This window comes from Acidimicrobiales bacterium, assembly GCA_035512495.1.
Classification (GTDB): Bacteria; Actinomycetota; Acidimicrobiia; order Acidimicrobiales; family CADCSY01; genus DATKDW01.
On sequence record DATKDW010000081.1, the window covers coordinates 1 to 17,005 of the forward strand.

At 72.0% G+C, this 17,005-nt stretch carries 14 protein-coding genes and 1 tRNA gene; 4 read left to right on the plus strand and 11 right to left on the minus strand.

The genetic code is table 11. The annotated features are described in order from the left end of the window. The coding region (gene msrB, locus VMN58_11670) for a peptide-methionine (R)-S-oxide reductase MsrB (GenBank protein HUF33853.1) at nucleotides 1–404 on the plus strand (404 nt) is incomplete at its 5' end. Between the two features lie 51 nt (nucleotides 405–455). On the opposite strand, the gene VMN58_11675 is transcribed toward msrB, so the two are convergent. From VMN58_11675 to VMN58_11690, 4 genes are read right to left on the minus strand one after another with little or no spacing between them, the layout of a single operon-like run. After that, nucleotides 456–1,214: an enoyl-CoA hydratase gene (locus tag VMN58_11675; protein HUF33854.1), complete on the minus strand. Its 759-nt coding sequence runs from the start codon at nucleotides 1,212–1,214 to the stop codon at nucleotides 456–458. 10 nt (nucleotides 1,215–1,224) lie between these two features. Continuing rightward, a complete protein-coding gene (locus tag VMN58_11680) occupies nucleotides 1,225–2,265 on the minus strand; it encodes an NAD-dependent epimerase/dehydratase family protein (protein HUF33855.1) in 1,041 nt (346 codons plus the stop codon). Further along, entirely contained in the window at nucleotides 2,265–3,146 is an 882-nt protein-coding gene (locus tag VMN58_11685) for a lysophospholipid acyltransferase family protein (protein ID HUF33856.1), read from the minus strand. The genes VMN58_11680 and VMN58_11685 overlap by 1 nt, the downstream gene beginning before the upstream one ends. A gap of 57 nt (nucleotides 3,147–3,203) precedes the next feature. Further along, nucleotides 3,204–4,145: a PD-(D/E)XK nuclease family protein gene (locus tag VMN58_11690; GenBank protein HUF33857.1), complete on the minus strand. Its 942-nt coding sequence runs from the start codon at nucleotides 4,143–4,145 to the stop codon at nucleotides 3,204–3,206. A 38-nt stretch (nucleotides 4,146–4,183) separates the two neighbouring features. Here VMN58_11690 and VMN58_11695 point away from each other — a divergent pair, with 38 nt between their 5' ends. After that, on the plus strand, nucleotides 4,184–4,516 hold the full coding sequence (locus VMN58_11695; GenBank protein HUF33858.1) for a hypothetical protein: 333 nt from the start codon (nucleotides 4,184–4,186) through the stop codon (nucleotides 4,514–4,516). A gap of 15 nt (nucleotides 4,517–4,531) precedes the next feature. Here the strand turns inward: VMN58_11695 and VMN58_11700 are convergent. Then, nucleotides 4,532–4,614, minus strand: a tRNA-Leu gene (locus tag VMN58_11700). Nucleotides 4,615–4,855: 241 nt separating this feature from the next. Here VMN58_11700 and VMN58_11705 point away from each other — a divergent pair. After that, entirely contained in the window at nucleotides 4,856–6,082 is a 1,227-nt protein-coding gene (locus VMN58_11705) for a hypothetical protein (protein HUF33859.1), read from the plus strand. A 54-nt stretch (nucleotides 6,083–6,136) separates the two neighbouring features. Here the strand turns inward: VMN58_11705 and VMN58_11710 are convergent, their stop codons facing one another. Continuing rightward, entirely contained in the window at nucleotides 6,137–6,994 is an 858-nt protein-coding gene (locus tag VMN58_11710) for an LLM class F420-dependent oxidoreductase (GenBank protein HUF33860.1), read from the minus strand. A gap of 245 nt (nucleotides 6,995–7,239) precedes the next feature. On the opposite strand from VMN58_11710, the gene infA reads away from it, so the two are divergent. Next, the gene (gene infA, locus VMN58_11715; GenBank protein ID HUF33861.1) at nucleotides 7,240–7,464 is read left to right on the plus strand and encodes a translation initiation factor IF-1; all 225 of its coding nucleotides are present in this window, start codon (nucleotides 7,240–7,242) and stop codon (nucleotides 7,462–7,464) included. Nucleotides 7,465–7,500: 36 nt separating this feature from the next. Here infA and VMN58_11720 read toward each other — a convergent pair whose 3' ends face one another. The 5 genes from VMN58_11720 to VMN58_11740 form a co-directional block, all read right to left on the minus strand. After that, a complete protein-coding gene (locus tag VMN58_11720) occupies nucleotides 7,501–8,607 on the minus strand; it encodes a hypothetical protein (protein HUF33862.1) in 1,107 nt (368 codons plus the stop codon). Continuing rightward, nucleotides 8,607–11,690 (minus strand): MFS transporter, encoded by a 3,084-nt coding sequence (locus VMN58_11725; GenBank protein ID HUF33863.1) that lies wholly within the window; start codon nucleotides 11,688–11,690, stop codon nucleotides 8,607–8,609. Before VMN58_11725 ends, VMN58_11720 begins: the two co-directional genes overlap by 1 nt. Then, nucleotides 11,687–14,164 (minus strand): ABC transporter permease, encoded by a 2,478-nt coding sequence (locus VMN58_11730; GenBank protein ID HUF33864.1) that lies wholly within the window; start codon nucleotides 14,162–14,164, stop codon nucleotides 11,687–11,689. Before VMN58_11730 ends, VMN58_11725 begins: the two co-directional genes overlap by 4 nt. Before the next feature lie 11 nt (nucleotides 14,165–14,175). Further along, a complete protein-coding gene (locus tag VMN58_11735; protein ID HUF33865.1) occupies nucleotides 14,176–15,960 on the minus strand; it encodes a hypothetical protein in 1,785 nt (594 codons plus the stop codon). A 122-nt stretch (nucleotides 15,961–16,082) separates the two neighbouring features. Further along, complete coding sequence (locus VMN58_11740) at nucleotides 16,083–16,979, minus strand: TIGR03619 family F420-dependent LLM class oxidoreductase (GenBank protein HUF33866.1); 897 nt, start codon at nucleotides 16,977–16,979, stop codon at nucleotides 16,083–16,085. Nucleotides 16,980–17,005 lie beyond the last annotated feature (26 nt).

The following is a 17,005-nucleotide window of genomic DNA, read 5'->3' on the forward strand; positions in this document are numbered from 1 at the left end:
GCATGAACGAGCACCCACCGGTCGACGACGACGAGCTGCGCCAGCGCCTCACACCCGAGCAGTACAGCGTGACCCGCGAGGGCGGCACCGAGCGGGCGTTCACCGGGGTGACGTGGGACAACAAGGAGCCCGGCGTCTACCGGTGCGTGGTCTGTCGGACCGAGCTCTTCCGCTCCGACGAGAAGTACGAGTCCGGAAGCGGCTGGCCGAGCTTCTGGGCCCCCGCCGACGAGGGCAACGTCGTCACCGAAGAGGACAACGCGTTCGGGATGGTGCGCACCGAGGTCAAGTGCGCCACCTGCCACTCGCACCTCGGCCACGTCTTCCCGGACGGTCCGCAGCCGACCGGCCTGCGCTATTGCATGAACTCCGCCGCCATGGACTTCGACCCCGCCCAGGGGTGACCCAGGCCGACCCGGGTCGGCGCCACCTCGGCTGAGGGGCGGGTCAGCCGCCTAGCGCTTGGAGACCTTGGCCTTCAGCGCCGCCAGCCGCTCGGCGAACCACGGCTGGTCGGTGGACCACACCTGGGGACCGAGCTCGCGCTCGACGGCGTCGGCGTGGACCGAGATGCCGGCCATGTCGCGCAGCGACGCCTTCACCTCGGTGACGAGCTCCTTCGGCCCCGACGCGGCCCGGGCGGCGACGGCCACGGCCTCGTCGAGCAGAGCGTCGTCGTCGACGCAGCGCCACACCAGGCCCCGTCGCTCGGCCTCCTCGCCGTCGAGCACCTGGCCGAACAGCACCATGGCGGCCGCCGCGTGGGGTCCCACGGCGTTGCGGAGCATCCAGGTGTGGCCCCCGCCTGGGTGGAGGCCGAGGTCGATGAAGCGGGTGTCGAACCTCGCCCGGCGGGCCGCCATGCGGACGTCGCAGACCATGGCGAGGTTCATGCCTGCCCCGACAGCCGCCCCGTTGACCGCGGCCAGGGTCGGCAGGCTGGAGCGGCCCACCCGGAGGAAGCCCTCGTAGATGGAGAGCAGGCCCTGGCGCTTGGCCTCGCCGAGGTTGCCGAGGTCGGCACCCGCGCAGAAGGCCGGGGGCGCACCGGTGACGACCACCGCCCCCACGGCGTCGTCGGCCTCGAGCTCGTCGAACGTGGCCACGATCTCGCCCACCATCGTGGCGTTGAGGGCGTTGCGGCGGTCGGGGTCGTCGAGCGTCACCACCGCCACGCGCTCGTCGCTGCGGACATCGACCCGGATCATCTCCATGCCGGGATGTCTACTCGTCGCGGACGATGGCGGGCGAGTGCCGGAAGAAGCTCTCGACGTCTCGCTCGTAGACGAAGTCGGGCTCGGATTCGCCGACGGTCTTGCGCAGGCGGACCGACTCCCAGAACCGCCGGACCGCGCCGGCGGTGGTGTGGTCGTAGCGGAACCCCGCCTGCTTGAGGCGACGGTTGTCGACGCCTCGACCGTACCGCAGCAGGTTGCGCTTCTCGTGGGGGAGGTCGATCACACCGAGACGCCGGAGGGGCTCGGCGACGAGGCCGGTGAGGTAGGGCGGCAGCGGGAAGAGGCCCTTGCCGCACATGGCGGCGACCTCGCTCCACGGCAGCAGGCCGTCGCCGGCGACGTTGAAGATGCCGGGCACCTCGTGCTCGAGGACGAAGAGGATCGAGCGGATGACGTCGTCCTCCTCCACGAACTGGAACCGCGGGTCGAAGCCGGCCACGCACGGGACGAGCGGCAGCTGGAGGGCCTTGCCCAGCGGCGTCTCCAGGTCGGGGCCGAGGACGTTGCTGAAGCGCAGCAGCGTCACTGCGACGTGCGGGTTGTCCTCGGCGAAGTCGCGCAGGTAGCCCTCGACCTCGAGCAGCGACTGCTCGACCCTGGTCTTGGGCGGGTGGCTGCTCGGCGTCTCCTCGCGGAACCACACCGGGTCCTCGGGCGACGACCCGTAGACGAGCGTGGAGGACTTCACGATCACCCGGCGCACCGACGAGCCTGGGGCGCCGGCCGCCGCCAGGAGGTTCATCGTCCCGATGACGTTGATCTCGTGCATCGTCCTGGTGGTCATCACCGTGGAGTCCACGACGAGGAACGTGTGGAGGATGGTGTCGATCTTGGCCGCCTTCACGATGCGGGCGAGGATCGAGTAGCTCTCGTCGGCGCGCACGTACTCGGTCCGCTCGAGCTCGACGGTGGGCTCGAAGCGGTCGAGGCCGACGATGACGTCGACGGTGGGGTCGGCCTCCAGGGCCTGGGCGATCCGCCCACCCCAGAAGGTGCCGAGGCCGGTGACGAGGACTCGGCGGCCCATCAGCCGCTCCAGACGCTCTGTCGGTGGCGCAACATGTCGTAGAGGGCCTCCTGGATGCGCTGGCGGATGTCCTCGGCTTCGTCCATGATCCGGCTCTTCGAGTAGCGCGGCTGGTCGGGCGGGACGTCGAAGTGCACCGGTTCGAGGACCCGCAGCTTGAACTTGGCCGGAAGGTAGGCGACGCTGCCGAGCAGCGGCCCGAACAGCAGGTGGTTGGCGGTGACCGGGAAGTACGGGATGCCGAGCAGCTTGGCCAGCGGCGCCACGTTGAACAGCACCGGCATCGACTCTTCGGCGCCCACCACGGCGATGGGGACCACCGGGACGCCGGCCCGCATGGCGATCTCGACGAAGCCGCCCCGGCCGAAGCGGCGGAGGCGGTAGCGCTCGGTGTACGGCTTGGCCGGTCCCTTGCTGCCCTCGGGGAAGACCAGCACGAGCTGCCCCTGCTCCCGGAGCAGCCGGTAGGCGTTGTCGGGATGGGCCACCACCCCGCCGGCCCGCGACCAGAGGGTGCCGATGACCGGTGTGGACTTGAACATGTGGTCGGCCAGCGCGTACAGCGGCCGCTGTAGCTCCTCCTCGATGCCGTGCATGATCACGGGAGCGTCGGAGGGGATGGCACCGGCGTGGTTGGCGATGAGGAGCGCCGGTCCGTCGGGGATTCGCTCGAGGCCCTCCCACTCCACCCGGAAGAGCCGGCGGTAGATGGGGTCGTAGAGCTGGCGGGCCAGGGCCCGGACCCGCTCGGAGCGGCCCCACTCGTCGACGTCGCCCAGCCTCGGGTCCTGCAGGTCGTCGTCCTGGTGCGCCATGCCCGGGAGGTGGACCAGGGCGCGCCGCTCGTCGACGTCGACGTCGATGGGGTCGGTCTCGGGCACGGAGCCGATGCTACCCAGGCCCCGGGGAGGTGATCCCACGGGGCGCCGTCTCCCGCGTCAGCGCCCCGGCTGGTCCTCGGCGCCGGCCTCCGCCCACGTGCGGGCACCGTCGCAGTCGTGGCGGAGCCGGCACCAGCGGCACGTGGGGTTGGGGGTCACCGCCGGTGATCGCAGTCCGAGGCGCAGCTCCGCCATGCGGGTCACCCCGGCCACGGTGCGCCGCACCGCCGCCTCCAGGACTGCCGGCGTCACGTCCTCGGGCCGGAAGGTGCCCGAGTCGAGGTAGTAGCTGGCGACGCGGAACGGAGGCACGCCGCCCCGAAGGGTGTCGAGGAGGGCGTAGAAGCGGAGGTCGTCGACGTGGCCGGCGTGGGCGGTGCCGGTCTTGAGGTCGACGACGAGCCGGCCGGCGGTGACGCCGGCGGGGGCGCCGAGCGTGAGGTCGACCTTGCCGCTCAGGATCACCCGTCCCCCGCAGAGCTCGACTCGCCGGCGTGACTCGGTCTCGGGCCGCCAGGCCCGCTGCAGCGGTGGCCACAGCTCGACGAACGAGGCGACCATGGCGTTGACCTCGCTGCGCAGGTCGGCCCTGGCGGGCTCGTCGAGGCCGAGCAGGAACGAGGCGAGGCTCGAGTCCGGGTCGTCGCCGAGGCGGTCGAGGGCGGCGTCGACGAGGCCGAGTGGTGTGGGGTCGCCCCGAAGGTGCAGCGAGAGCTCGATCGCCTTGTGGGCCACCGTCCCGCGGGCGGCCGGCACCGACCACTCGAAGTCGGCCGCCTCCTCGTCGAGGTGGTGGGTCTCGCACGCCTGCACCCGGCCGAGGGCGGCCTTGGCCACCCAGAGGGGACGGTCCAGCGAGGCCGCCAGCGGGGCGATCGCTCCCTCGAGCTCGTCGCGGAGGCGGTGCCGGAGGTCGGGATCGACCACCGGCCGCTCCACGCCGGCGGCCCGGAGCAGGTCGAGCACGTCCTGTTGGGCGGGGGTCAGCTCGGCGGCCACCGCTGCAGTGTCACACCACCTCGTCATCATGGGTGGCGATGGGGACCGACAGCCTGCGCTTCGCCGCCACCGCCCGCCTGCTGGCCGAGGCCGCCCGCACCGACGGCCTCGCCGTGCCGGGGTTCCGGAGCCCACCGCGCCACCCCGGCCTCGACCGCTCGGTGCGCCGTCGTCGGGGGGCTCCGGTGGCCATCGCGGTGCGACTGGCGGGCCGCGACCACGACGACGTCGTGGTCGACATGGTCGAGGGCATCGTGGTGGCCAACGGGTTGAGCGGCACGCGGGCGGCCGCCGCCCGTGCCGCGCTGTGGGCCGCCGTGGCCACGGCGGCCCCGCCGACGAGCCGGGAGGCGACGAGGCGGGCGGCCTGAGCCGTCCGCGGTCGGTGCCGGCGGCGGGAGTCGAACCCGCACGCCCGTGAGGGCGGTCACTTTTAAGGCGACCGTGTCTGCCGTTCCACCACGCCGGCCCGCAGCGCCGCAACCCTACGGTGTCCGACCACGGTCTGGCCGGTGGAGGGGACGTCCTGTGCCGTGGGGCACCCTGGGCGCCGACGCAGCCGAGGGCCGACCCCAGCGTAGACACCGGTCGAGACGGGCGCTCCGCCGTCGCGCCCGCTCTCGACCTTCGTCCACCGGTACCCGCGACCGGAGGACGGGCAAACCGGCCACCGCGATTGGTGGCGGGGCGCCCACAACTAGGGTCGGCCGATGCGAACACGGCCGGCGGCGGACGAGGGAAGCGGCCCGAGCGCCGTACTGCTCATCGTGCTCGGCGTCGTCCTGGCCGCGGGCGGCGCCATGGCGGCCCTGCTGGTGGGAGGCGGCGGTGCGTCGCCCGAGGCACCGACCACCACCTCGCAGCAGGCCTCGCCCACCACGACCACGACGCTCGACGACGCCCCGCCGGCACGGGACGAGCTGCTCGAGGCCGTCGAGGAGCTGTCGGCCTTCGTCGAGGAGGAGCGCGGGCTGCCGTTTCTGGACGAGGTCGACGTCGAGCTCCTCGACGACGAGGCGTTCCGGCGGCGCCTCCTCGACGACGTCGTCGCCGACCGTGAGGAGCTGCAGACGACCGCCGCCCTGCTGCGGGCGCTCCGCCTCCTCGACGACGGCGTCGACCTCGAGGCGGTGCTGCTGTCGTTCCTCGGGGATGCCGTCGTCGGCTTCTACGACAGCGACACCAGCGAGCTGGTGCTGCGGGGCGCCGAGGTCTCGCCCTACGTCCGCTCCACCCTCGTCCACGAGCTGACCCACGCCCTCGACGACCAGCACTTCGGCCTCGACCGGCCCGAGCTCGACGACGCCGACGACGAGTCGGCGTTCGCCTTCCTCTCCCTCGTCGAGGGGAGCGCGGTGCGGGTCGAGCAGGCCTGGGTGGCCACGCTCTCCAGCGACGAGCGGCGCCGGCTGCAGGTCGAGGAGCTGGCCCTCGGCGCCGGGATCGACCTGGAATCGGTGCCGCCGGTCGTGCCGCAGCTCATCGCCTTCCCCTACGTCGTGGGCCCGCGCTTCGTCGACGTCCTGCTCGACGAGGGCGGCAACGACCGTCTCGACGCCGCCTTCGAGGACCCGCCCACGACCAGCGCCCAGATCCTGCGGCCCGAGCTGTACCTGGCCGGGGTGGGTGCGGTGCCGGTCCCGGTGCCCCCGCCCGAGGGGCCCGTCGTCGACGAGGGGGCGTTCGGGCTCTGGTCGGCGATGCTCACCCTCGAGTCCGCCGTGCCTGCCGCGGCGGTGCGGGATGTCGTCGAGACCTGGACGGGCGACAGCTTCGTGGCGTGGGAGGACCGGGGCCGGACCTGCCTGCGGGCCGCGTTCGCCTCCGACGACGGCGGTGACGCCATGCTCCGTGCCTGGGACCGCTGGGCGTCCGGCCACCCCGACGCCACCGTCGGGCGCACCGGCGACCTCGTGACCATGACCGCCTGCGGCTGAGCCGGCCCTCCGCCCCCCGGAACGTGCGGAGGATCCGTCGGGGGCGGGCTCCCGCTACAGGTGCGAGATGACGTCGTCGGCGAAGGTCTCGAGCTGGCGGCGGATGCCGTCGGCGTCGAAGGCCATGGGTGGGACCACGACCCGGTGGATGCCCATCTCGGCCATGCGCTCGACCGCGGCGACGTCGGGGAGGCCGCCGGTGGTGACCTCGATGGCGTCGGCGTCCCGGTCGTGCTCTGCGGCCACCTTTCGCATGGTGCCGAGGAGCCCGGCCAGGAGCTCGGGGTCGGCGCTGCCGGGGAAGAACCCGTCGCCGAGCTCGCCTGCCCGTCGCGCCGCTCGGTTGGTGTGACCTCCGATGTGGATCGGCACCCGCCCGTCGATGGGCTGCGGCTGGCAGAAGCAGTCGGTGAAGTCGACGAACTCGCCGTGGTAGCTCGGGCGCTCCTCGCTCCAGAGGGCGCGCAGGGCGCCGATGTACTCGTCGAGGCGAGCGCCTCGCTGCTCGAAGGGCACGCCGAGCGCACGGAACTCCTCCTCGAGCCAGCCGGCGCCCACGCCGAGCTCGACCCTGCCGCCCGACATGCGGTCGAGGGTGGCGACCGCCTTGGCCGTCACGAGGGGGTTGCGCTGCGGGAGGATGGTGATCCCGGTGCCGAGGTGGATGGTGCTTGTGGCGGCGGCGACGTAGGCCAACCAGATGAACGGGTCGGGGATGGGCGACGTCTCGGGACCGGGCATCCGGCCCGACGTGGAGTACGGGTAGGGCGACTCGTAGCCGGCCGGGACCACCACGTGCTCGACGGTCCAGAGCGACTCGAAACCGGCCTCCTCGGCCGCCTGGGCCATGGCGACCGCTGTCTCGGCGTCGCCGCCCCCCACCACGTTTGCGAACATGATCCCGAACTTCACGGTGCTCCCCTCGCCGGCCGACCCTCGGCCGCAGCACCAGCACCCTACGGCTGGTCAAGGCGATGTTCGAGCTTCCTGGGGACGGTGGAGTCGGAGCTGCGGCTGAGATTGGGAGTCCGGGCAGCACCCGGTAGCGTCGACTGCCTGCCCCTGCTGCCGAGCAGAGGGGATCCGCGGCAGTCTGCCCCTGTGCCCCCGCCTCGTGGAGGGCGACCGCTGACCTGTCGAGCCGAACGGATGTGCTGATGACGAAGTCCAAGGAAGATGCGTTCCTCCTCGAGGGGCGCACGGAAGAGGCGCTCAAGGGGGGCAACTTCCGGATCACCCTGGACAACGGCCACCCCGTGCTCGGCCACGTGAGCGGCAAGATGCGGAGGAACCACATCCGCATCCTCCCGGGCGATCGCGTCCAGGTGGAGCTCTCGCCATACGACCTGACGCGCGGCCGGATCACCTACCGCTACAAGTAGGCGCGAGCAGCGCCGCCGCCGTTTGCACGCCTCAGCTCAGAGGCGGGGGACCGGACCCGTCCGGGGACGGGCGAAGCGTCCGAGCCCACCCACGGTGGGGTCGGGTGCCACGACGGCGACCGGCACGGCCGCGTCGGCGCGCTCCCCGAACCGGCCCAGGCGCCGCAGGGCGGGCACCGGCTCTCGAAGGGCGAAGACCGCAGCAGCCGCGCAGGCTGCAAGGAGCAGGACGCCAAGCAGACGCAGGTCGTTCCCGTCGGCGGCCGCCGACTGGACCGCGACCGGCTGCTCGGCCGGGGGCGTCACGGGGAGGGCCGTCTGGTCGCCACCGCCCACCGCGGCGGGATCGCCGGCCGGCACCTGGGCGCTCGGCGGCGGCTCGACGTCGAAGTCGCTCCCTCCGCCCGCGGTCCCGCCTCCCGAGGGCGTGAAGCCACCGCCGCTCCCGCCCGACGAGCCGTCGTCGAACGAGTCGCCACCGGCGGGGTCGAACTCGCCATCGCTCTCGCCACCATCGCCGCCCTCGAAGTCCGACAGGTCGAAGCCGCCCTCGAAGGCGGATCCTCCGCTGGTGGTGGTGAGGCTCTCGTCGGTGGGGGCCTCGAAGGCGATCTGGAAGGTGGAGCCGTTGGCGCCTTCCGGGAAGGTCGGGTCGACGCCGGGGACGATGGCCACGTCGAGCGTGTTGCCGTCGATGAGGCTGTCGAGCCGGAAGGACCAGGTCGCGCCGTCCGCCGAGCGAGAGCCGGACACCGAGCCGCTGGAGCAGTCGACCTCGGGGGCCTCCTCGAAGTCGCCACCCTCTGCCGGCTCCCACTCCGATGCCGTCCGGCAGACGTTCATCAGCGCCATCTCGGTGGGGTCGCCGCCGCTGTCCTCGGCGACCTCCAGCGTCAGCATCGCGGTGGTCTCGTCGTCGCCGAGGGTGTATCGGAGGGCGCTGATCGCCAGGGGGCCACTCGAGGTACCGGCGACGAGGAGGCCGCCCTCGGGCACCGACGGGGGCTGCACCGGGACGACGCCGACGCTGCCGCGGAACCACCAGCCGGACTGCTCGAGCTCGGCCGCACCTGCCGGCGCCGCGCCCAGCGCGACGGTGGCGCCGACGAGTGCCAGCGCGGCGAGGCACCGGCGCCCACGCATCATCGGTCCTTACGGCCCGGCGCGACCAGGGGAGCGCGGCGGTCGCGGCGCCCGGTGGACGGCGGCCCGGTGGACGTCCGGACGACCTCCGCGTCGGGCTCCGACGTCGCCCCGGAGCGGTTGATCACGGAGAGGTCGCCGCCGAGGTAGGACGACACCACCCGCGGGTTGGTGGTGACCTCGTCGGGGGTTCCCTCCACGATGGGGTGACCGAGCTCGAGGGCGATCATGCGGTCGGACACGGTGGTGATCAGCGGCATGTCGTGCTCGATCACCAGCAGGGCGCATCCGGTCTCGTGCTGGATGCGCTCGAGGAGGGGGCCGAGGGCCTCGGTCTCGCGCTGGGCGATGCCCGACGACTGCTCGTCGAGGAGCAGCACCGTGGGGTCGTGGGCGATGCACATGGCGAGGTCGACGATCCGCCGCGAGCCGGTGGAGAGCTCGCGGACGAACTTGTCGCGGTAGGCGCCCAGGTTCATCATCTCGACGAGGTCGTTGACCGTCCAGGCCACGTCCTCCTCGGAGCGGACGATGCCCGGCAGGGAGAGCGCTGAGGCCACGTGGTCGCGGAGCTCGATGTGGCGCTCGAGGCCGATGGCCACGTTCTCGGCGACGGTGAGCGACGGCACCAGGCGGGCGTCCTGGAAGCTGCGACCGAGGCCGAGCCACGCCCGCCGATCGGGCGCCATGGTGGTCACGTCGGTGCCGTCGAGCGTGATGCTGCCGCCGTCGGGGGTGAGGAAGCCCGAGACGAGATCGAAGATGGTGGTCTTGCCGGCGCCGTTGGGGCCGATGAGGCCGAGGATCTCACCCTTGCGGAGGGTGAAGGTGGTGTCGTCGACGGCCCGGATGCCGCCGAAGCGCTTGGTCAGGCCTCGGACCTCGAGGACGGGCGGGGCATCGGCAGCGACCCTGGTGCGCCGCGAGGCCACGGGCTGGACCTTGTCGCCACCCTGGCCGGTGGCCACCGAGGCCCCTTGGAGGAACACCGAGCGGACGATGTCGTCGCGCTCCAGCAGCTCCTGGGTGGGTCCCTCGAATCGGACCTCGCCCTTCTCCATGAAGTAGGCACGCTCGGCCACGGTGAGGGCCACGTTGATCGACTGCTCCACCAGGATGATGGCGGTGCCCTGCTCCGTGATGCGCCGGACGATGCCGAGCAGCTGCTCGACGATGGTGGGCGCCAGGCCCAGCGAGAGCTCGTCGATCATGAGCAGCTTGGGCTTGGCGATGAAGGCCATGCCGAGGGCGAGCATCTGCTGCTCGCCACCGGAGAGGTTCCCGGCCATCTGGGAGATCCGCTCCCGCAGGCGGGGGAAGATCGTGAGGACCTCCTCGTTGGCCTGGTCGAGGTAGGCCTGGTCGTCGCGGTAGAGCCAGCCGGCGGCGCGGAGGTGCTCGGCCACCGTGAGGGTCGGGAAGACCGCCTTGCCGCCGGGCACCTGGACGATGCCCAGCTTGGCCGTCTGCACGGCGTCGGCGTGGGTGATGTCGCGCCCGTCGAAGAAGACGGCGCCGCCGATCGGGTCGACGGTGCCGCTGATGGCCTTGAGCAGGGTGGACTTGCCGGCTCCGTTGGTGCCGAGCAGGGCGACGATCTCGCCGGGGCGGACCTCGAGGTCCACGCCGAAGAGCACTTGCACCTGGTCGTAGGCGACCTCGACCCCACGGCATGCGAGGAGGGCCTGCTTGCCGCTGCTGGCCAGCTCCTCCCGCAGGCGCAGCTGGGTGGCGAGGGCGTTGGCGGCCTGTTCGACGTCGCGGGCGACGAAGCGGCTGGCGGAGGCGCCGATGAGCCCGGCGAGGCCGATGATGGCCGAGAGCACCACGATGGCGGTGCGGTAGCCCTGGGTCTCGCCCAGCTCGAAGAGGGGGATGGAGGCGAAGCCGCCGAGGCCGACGAAGACGATGGCGTAGGCGTAGGCCTGGGTCCGCACCCGAGGTGGCGCCACCTGGCCCACCAGGGAGTAGTAGGCGGGCTGGTAGGCACCCACCCCGGCCGAGAGCACGAATGCGAACAGCACCGAGAGGGCCGCGACGGGCGCGAGGGCCATGAGGGCGAGGCCGACGGCGAAGGCCACGAACGACAGGCCGGTGATGGTAGCCAGGCGGGCGCTGTGGCCGGCCTGCGCTGCCTTGGACGCGAGGGAGCCACCGACGAACAGGCCCACGATGGCGCCGGCGCCGAAGACCACCTGGACGGTGCCGCGCCCGATGGGGCCGAAGCCGTAGACGCTCTCGAAGAACAGCGACAGGAACTGACCGATGGCCAGGTAGCCGATCCCGAGGAAGAAGCCACCGATCCAGAGGCGGCGCAGTGTGCGCACCGCGAAGAGCTGGCGGCGGGCCTCGGCGAAGGAGACGGGCGCCTCCTCCGCTGCCTGCTCCGCGGCGGCGGCGTCGACGCTGGCGCCGCGCCTCGGCTCCTTCAACCTCGACAGGAACGCGAGGAACACGAAGGTGGGGATGGCGAGGAGGATGAACGCCCACCGCCATCCCAGGCCGGCGGCGATGAGGCCGGCCACGATGCCCGACACCGCGCTGGTGGGGTTGGCCAGGCGGTGGACCTGGAAGACCCGGGGGTGGTTCTGGGGCCTGTAGTAGTCGGCGAGGAGGCTGGGGTGCACGACCTCGTTGATGATGCGACCCACGCCCGACAGCAGACGGACGGCGAAGAGCAGGGCCACGGTGGGCACCACGCCGGTGAGCACGCTCATCACGCCCCACAGCACGGCGGCGAAGCCGGCCACGCGCACCCGGTTGTAGCGGTCGCCCATCACGCCGATGGGCAGGGCGAGCAGGAGGATCACCACGCTGGAGATGACCCCGATGGCGCCGATTCCGGCGTCGCTCAGGCTGAAGGCGTCGCGGATCTCGGGGGTCAGCGTGGCGAAGGCGATGCGGTCGAACTCGTCGACGAAGTTGAGGCCGAAGAGGATGGCGAGCGGAACGCCGGTGGCGCCGCCGGTGACGGCTGCGAGCCGCCCGCCCATCTTGGAGGGAGAGGAGATGAGCTCGGTGGGGTCGGCCACGGCCTCCTCGTGGGCGACCGGTGCGCTCTCGACGCTGGCCGGGTCGGTCATCGTGGCCTCCTCGAGGTGGTGGTGCCGTGTCCGATGCCGTTTGTGCTGCCACCCTGACCGCGGTCGGGCACGAGCAGCACCGAGTCCGGATCGTCGTGCGCAACCGTGAAGTGCTCGTGGTGCACGGCCTCGGCAACCGGGACGCGGGCGCCGCATGTGGGGCACCCGATGAGCTCGGCATGATCTACCACCTCGATCTCCTCGATGTGGCGCTCCGCCGCGGTGAGGGCCATGTCGCTGGCCTTCTGGAGCTCGGCTGCCTCCTCGAGGGAGTCGGCGACGAGGCTGGGCACGTGGATCCCGTTGCGGGCGGCGACCCAGCGCAGGAAGCGGTCGCGGGTCCGGTACAGCGCCTCGGACAGGCCGCCGGGCAGGAAGAGCAGCAGCACCAGGAGGCCGACACCGCTGGTGAGCAGGCGGACGAAGTTGGAGTTGTTGAAGAAGAACGGCAGGCCCTCGACGTAGATCGCGCCGAGCATGGCCCCCGGCAGGGAGGTCAGCCCGCCGATCACCGTCATGGCGAAGAACGAGATCGACCGGTCGGGGGCGTAGGTGCCGGCGTCGACGGCCATCGACTGGTAAGCGAGGAGGCCGCCGGCCAGCGCGGCGATGAAACCCGAGATGGCGAAGGCGGTGAGCCTGGTGCGGGCCAGACTCACCCCGTAGGCCTGGACCGCCCGGCCGTTGTCGCGCGCCCCGATGAGGATGCGCCCGGTGCGGTTCTTCCGCAGCGACCGCGCCGCCAGGAGCGTGAGGGCGAGGAAGACGAGGACCACGTAGTAGAAGCGGATGTCGGATGACGTATCGAAACGGCCGTAGAGGATGGGGCGCTCGACGGCAGCGAGGTCGCGGGGGAGGAGCCACCCGAAGTACTCGCGCCGGAGCACGAAGTTCTCGACTGTGAAGGCGAACGCCAGGGTGGTGACGGCGAGGAAGAGGCCTTGGATCCGCACCGCCGGCAGACCGATGAGCACCGCCACGAAGGCGCCGGCGAGGGCGCCGAGGAGCAGGCTCACGAAGAAGTCGGTGTTGTGGTTGGCGGCCAGGCCGCCGGCCACCGCGGCGCCGATGCCCGAGAAGGCGAACTGCCCGAGGCTGATCTGGCCGGCCCACCCGGTGAGGATCACCAGGGACACGCCCACCATGGCGTAGATGGCGAGCAGCGTGAAGCGACCGGCGTAGACGCGGGGCAGGAAGAGCGGGAGCACCACCACCACCAGGCCGACGAGGCCGGCGAGGGCGGACTTGCCGATGAGGACCTCGCGGGTGCCGCGCAGCTCGGTGGGGATCGGCCGGAACTCCTTCACCGCCTGCCAGGTCCCGGCGCCGGTCTCGTATGCCCGCGACAGCGCGCCCCGCTGGACGAGCAGGGCGATGAGGATCACCACGAGCATGGTGGCGATGGCCAAGTTGGCTCGGCGGGTGCCGAACAGCGCCGCCTGGTCGATGATGCCGATGCCGATGCCGGCGGCGAGGCAGATCGAGATCTTCTCCATCCGGGCGATGACCGCTGCGGCCAGGCCGTAGAGCAGGACCGACGGCCCGATCGAGCTGCCCAGGGTGAGCCCGACCATCGGTGCCCGCATGAACACCGCGATGGCCGAGAGCACGGCGGCGATGACCCAGACGACGGTGGACACGCGCTTGGTGGGGATGCCCAGGAGCGAGGCCCGCTCGCCGTTCTCGGCTGAGGCCCGCACCGCGATGCCCATGTCGGTGAAGCGGAAGAAGGCGGCGAGGGCGGCCACGAGGGCCAGCGCGACGATCGCGGCCACGGCGAAGTCACCGCTGAAGACCAGCGGGCCGGGCACCGGGAGCTCGATGCCGGTGAACGGCGTCCGGAAGTCGCTGCTGGAGAGGAGCGACCCGGTGATCGCGGTCTGGACGAAGAACTCGGCGCCGACCAGGACCAGCGACACACCGATGGTGGCCACGGTGAGGATCAGGCGGGGCGCCTCCCGGAAGCGCCGGATGATCAGGACGTCGACGGCCGCCCCCAGGGCGGCGGCGCCGAAGATCACCAGCGGGAGGACCACGAAGTAGTTGACGTCTCGCCGGCCGATGAGGAGCAGGGCGGCCACCGCCGGCACGGAGCCGAGCTGGGCCTGGGCGAAGTTGATGATGCGGTTGGCCCGGTAGACGAGGATGAGGCCGACGCCGAGCAGGGCGTACAGCAGCCCGATGCTGGCGCCGTTGAGGAAGATGGCGCGGGGCACGGCGCTGTCCTGGAGCCCGACGCTGATCGGCCCAAGGTCCACCCGGCCGAAGATGCCCTGGACCACGATCTCGATGAGCACGACGTAGGCCAGCAGGGCCTTGAGGGCCGAGCCGGCGACGGGGTGGTCCCAGGCGGTCTTGGCGTGGGCGGCGAGGCTCCCCCAGGCATCGGGGCGGTCGTCGTCGGGTGGGCCCGACGGGACGGAGATCTGCGCGGTGGCGTCCTCGTCGGTCTCCTCGACGGTGTCGGTGGGCATCGCGCTGGAGCTCACTGGGCCTTGGCTGGGACCTTGAACTCGTTGGTGAGCTGGCCCTTCTCGTAGCGGCGGCCGCCGTCGATGTTGACGTAGGCGCCGGGCCGGCCGTCGATCACCGAGGTGGCGGCGGCGTCCCAATACACCTCGCGGAAGTCGGAGAGCGCGGTGTAGTCGTTGACCCCGAACTTGGAGAGCGTGATCGTCGGGTTCCCCTGGGTCTGCTCCCAGCCGCCCCGGGGCTCGGCGGTGAGGGTTCCCCGCTCCACGGTGATCGGGTTCAGGTCGGGGCCGGCGCTGTGGATGAGCGTGCCCATGAACGTGTAGTAGGCGGCGGCGAGGTTGCAGCTCTTGCACGGCACACCCGAGCGTCCGCCGTCCTGCCAGATCTTGGTGGCGTCGCTCTCCGGGTGCGGGACGGGGTGGGCCAGGTGGCTGGGGCCGAAGGCGTGGGCCCACTGCTGGGAGTCGTAGAGGCGCCCGAGCTTGTCGAAGTCGAGCAGGCCGAGCCCGGGCATCAGGTTCTCCGGGAAGTAGTTGTTGCGGGTCAGGCCGTTGGTGAGGAACACCGGTGCGATGGGGTCGCACATGCACACGACCGTCGTCACCTTGTTCTCGATCAGTCCCGCCACCGTGACCCGGGTCTGCTCCTCAGCCCGGTTGATGTCGGAGGCGTAGGTCGACAGGTACGGCGTGCGGCCGTCGTCGCAGTCCTTCACGAGGTTTTGCACCAGCTGGGCGTTGGCCACGTTGGCGGGGATCTCGGGGGTGATGATGCCGAGCTTGCGCTGGGTGTCGCGGCCGCCGATGTCCCGGTGGATGATCTGCCCGGCGTTGCTGGCGCCCTTGCCGGCGAGCTTCTTGCAGTAGTACTCGACGATCACCTCGGCCGACGAGGTGCCGTCCATCATGATGTCGTAGCGGAACGGCCGGCGGTCGTTGAAGAACGGGTCGGCGAAGTGGTTGCCGCCCACGCTGATGATGCCGTTGCGGGCGAAGACGTCGAACACCTCGTCGTAGAGCGACGTGCCCCAGATGACCATGAAGGGCTCCATCTGGACCACCTCGGCGGCGGCCTGGCGGCACTTGTCGGGTGCGGGTGGGGTGGTGGGGCAGTCGCCCACCACGCGGGTGACCTCGATCTCGCGCCCGTAGGTCTCGTAGTGCTTGTTCACGAACTCGACCGCGGCCTCGCGGAACTCCCGCTCCTCCTGGGCGCTGGCGGCGAGGCCTTCGGCGGCGAGGATGGCGTCGACCTGCTCGTTGGGTTGCGAGGCGAAGGAGATGACCTTGATCGTCTCGCCGGTGACGCCCTGGTAGGTGACGCCGCCGTTGTCGCCGCCGAACTTCGGCTTGCAGGCGGGGGCCTGGTAGATCACGCCGTGCTGGCGGCCGTCGGGGGTGCAGTGGCTGGTGTCGCCCGCCGCCTGCTCGCCGCCGCCGCCGCCGGGCGCGGTGGTGCCACCGCCGCCGGCGCCGCCGGTGCCGGTGGACCCGCCACCGCCGCTCGTGGTGCCGCCGCTCGTCGTGCCCGCGCCGGTGCTCCCCGTGCCTCCGGTGCTACCACCGGCGCCGAGGCCGTCGTCGAAGTCGCCACCGACGCCGTCGGGGTCGAACCCGCCAGAGCCACCGGAGCCACCGGACCCGCCGGACCCGCCGCTGGCGCCGGGGTCGAACTCACCGCCGAGGGCGCTCACGTCCTGAACGGGTCCCGTCGAGGGGGCCAGGGTCACGACCAGGCCCTGGATGGCGATGAGCGCGATGAACGGTGCGTACAGCTTCCACGAAGCGCTGCGCATGCGGGGACTCCCTCTTGCGTCGAGTGACGAATGTCACCTCGTCATCCTGAGAAGTTCGCCCCCCGACGGCCGCGTTCCTGCCAGTTCGAGAAGATCGTTACGCCACCGTCGGGTGCGCCCGGTCAGACCTGGAGGGGGAGGACCGCCTCTGCAACCGCCTCGAGCGCCTCGGTCCAGTCGGCGGGCTCGTCGACGGGGACCACCACGAACTTGGAGGTACCCACCTCGCAGAAGCGCTCGAGGGTGGCGCGCAGGGCGGGCAGGCCCACGGGGACGATGGCGGTCGGGTCGATGTCGGGTCGGCGCTTGGCCAGGAGGGCGGCCACCCGATCGGGCAGCGGCCTCGTTGCGTAGGCGACCAAGGCGCCCCAGTGCTCGGGGTCGATGGTCCGCCCGGCGGCGGCCGCCGCCTCCTCCACGAGCTTGCGCCCGGCCACCACGTCGTCGGGCGTGCAGAACGACGGGAGCCAGCCGTCGCCGAGGCGGCCCACCCGCCGCAGCTCCGAGGGAGCCCGTCCCCCGAGCCACAGCTCGAGGGGCTCCTGCACCGGTGTGGGCAGGACCCGCACGCCGTCCAGCCGGAACCGCTCGCCACGGTGGTCCACCGGCTCGCCCTGCCACAGCCGGCGCAGGAGCGGGACGGCCTCGTCGAACCACGCGGCCCGGTCGCCGCGCTCGACGCCGAAGGCCTGCTGCTCGTGGGGGTCGACCGCGCCGAGCCCCACGGCGGGCAGCAGGCGCCCGTCGGAGAGGCGGTCGATGGTGGCCAGCTCCTTGGCCAGGAGCACCGGGTTGCGGCCGGGGACCACGAGCACGCTGGTGCCGAGCTTGAGGCGCTGGGTCCGGCCGGCGGCGAAGGCAAGGGCGGCGAGGGGGTCCGGCGCGCCGCTGCCCACCCGCTCCGAGAGCCACAGCGAGTCGAAGTGGAGCCGCTCGAGGTCGTCGACGAAGGGCCCGAAGCGCTCCGCCTCGCCGCTCATGCCCGAGGTGCCGAGGCCGTAGCCGATGCGTACCTTCACGCCCGGAGCCTAGGTGTCGGTGCTCC

What these genes read in the sequence shown, in the direction of transcription:
- VMN58_11675 (HUF33854.1), bottom strand. Translation starts at nt 1,214, where the DNA reads ATGGAGATGATCCGGGTCGATGTCCGCAGCGACGAGCGCGTGGCGGTG.
- VMN58_11680 (HUF33855.1), bottom strand. Translation starts at nt 2,265, where the DNA reads ATGGGCCGCCGAGTCCTCGTCACCGGCCTCGGCACCTTCTGGGGTGGG.
- VMN58_11695 (HUF33858.1), top strand. Translation starts at nt 4,184, where the DNA reads ATGGGGACCGACAGCCTGCGCTTCGCCGCCACCGCCCGCCTGCTGGCC.
- VMN58_11705 (HUF33859.1), top strand. Translation starts at nt 4,856, where the DNA reads ATGCGAACACGGCCGGCGGCGGACGAGGGAAGCGGCCCGAGCGCCGTA.
- infA (HUF33861.1), top strand. Translation starts at nt 7,240, where the DNA reads ATGACGAAGTCCAAGGAAGATGCGTTCCTCCTCGAGGGGCGCACGGAA.
- VMN58_11720 (HUF33862.1), bottom strand. Translation starts at nt 8,607, where the DNA reads ATGCGTGGGCGCCGGTGCCTCGCCGCGCTGGCACTCGTCGGCGCCACC.
- VMN58_11725 (HUF33863.1), bottom strand. Translation starts at nt 11,690, where the DNA reads ATGACCGACCCGGCCAGCGTCGAGAGCGCACCGGTCGCCCACGAGGAG.
- VMN58_11730 (HUF33864.1), bottom strand. Translation starts at nt 14,164, where the DNA reads ATGCCCACCGACACCGTCGAGGAGACCGACGAGGACGCCACCGCGCAG.
- VMN58_11735 (HUF33865.1), bottom strand. Translation starts at nt 15,960, where the DNA reads ATGCGCAGCGCTTCGTGGAAGCTGTACGCACCGTTCATCGCGCTCATC.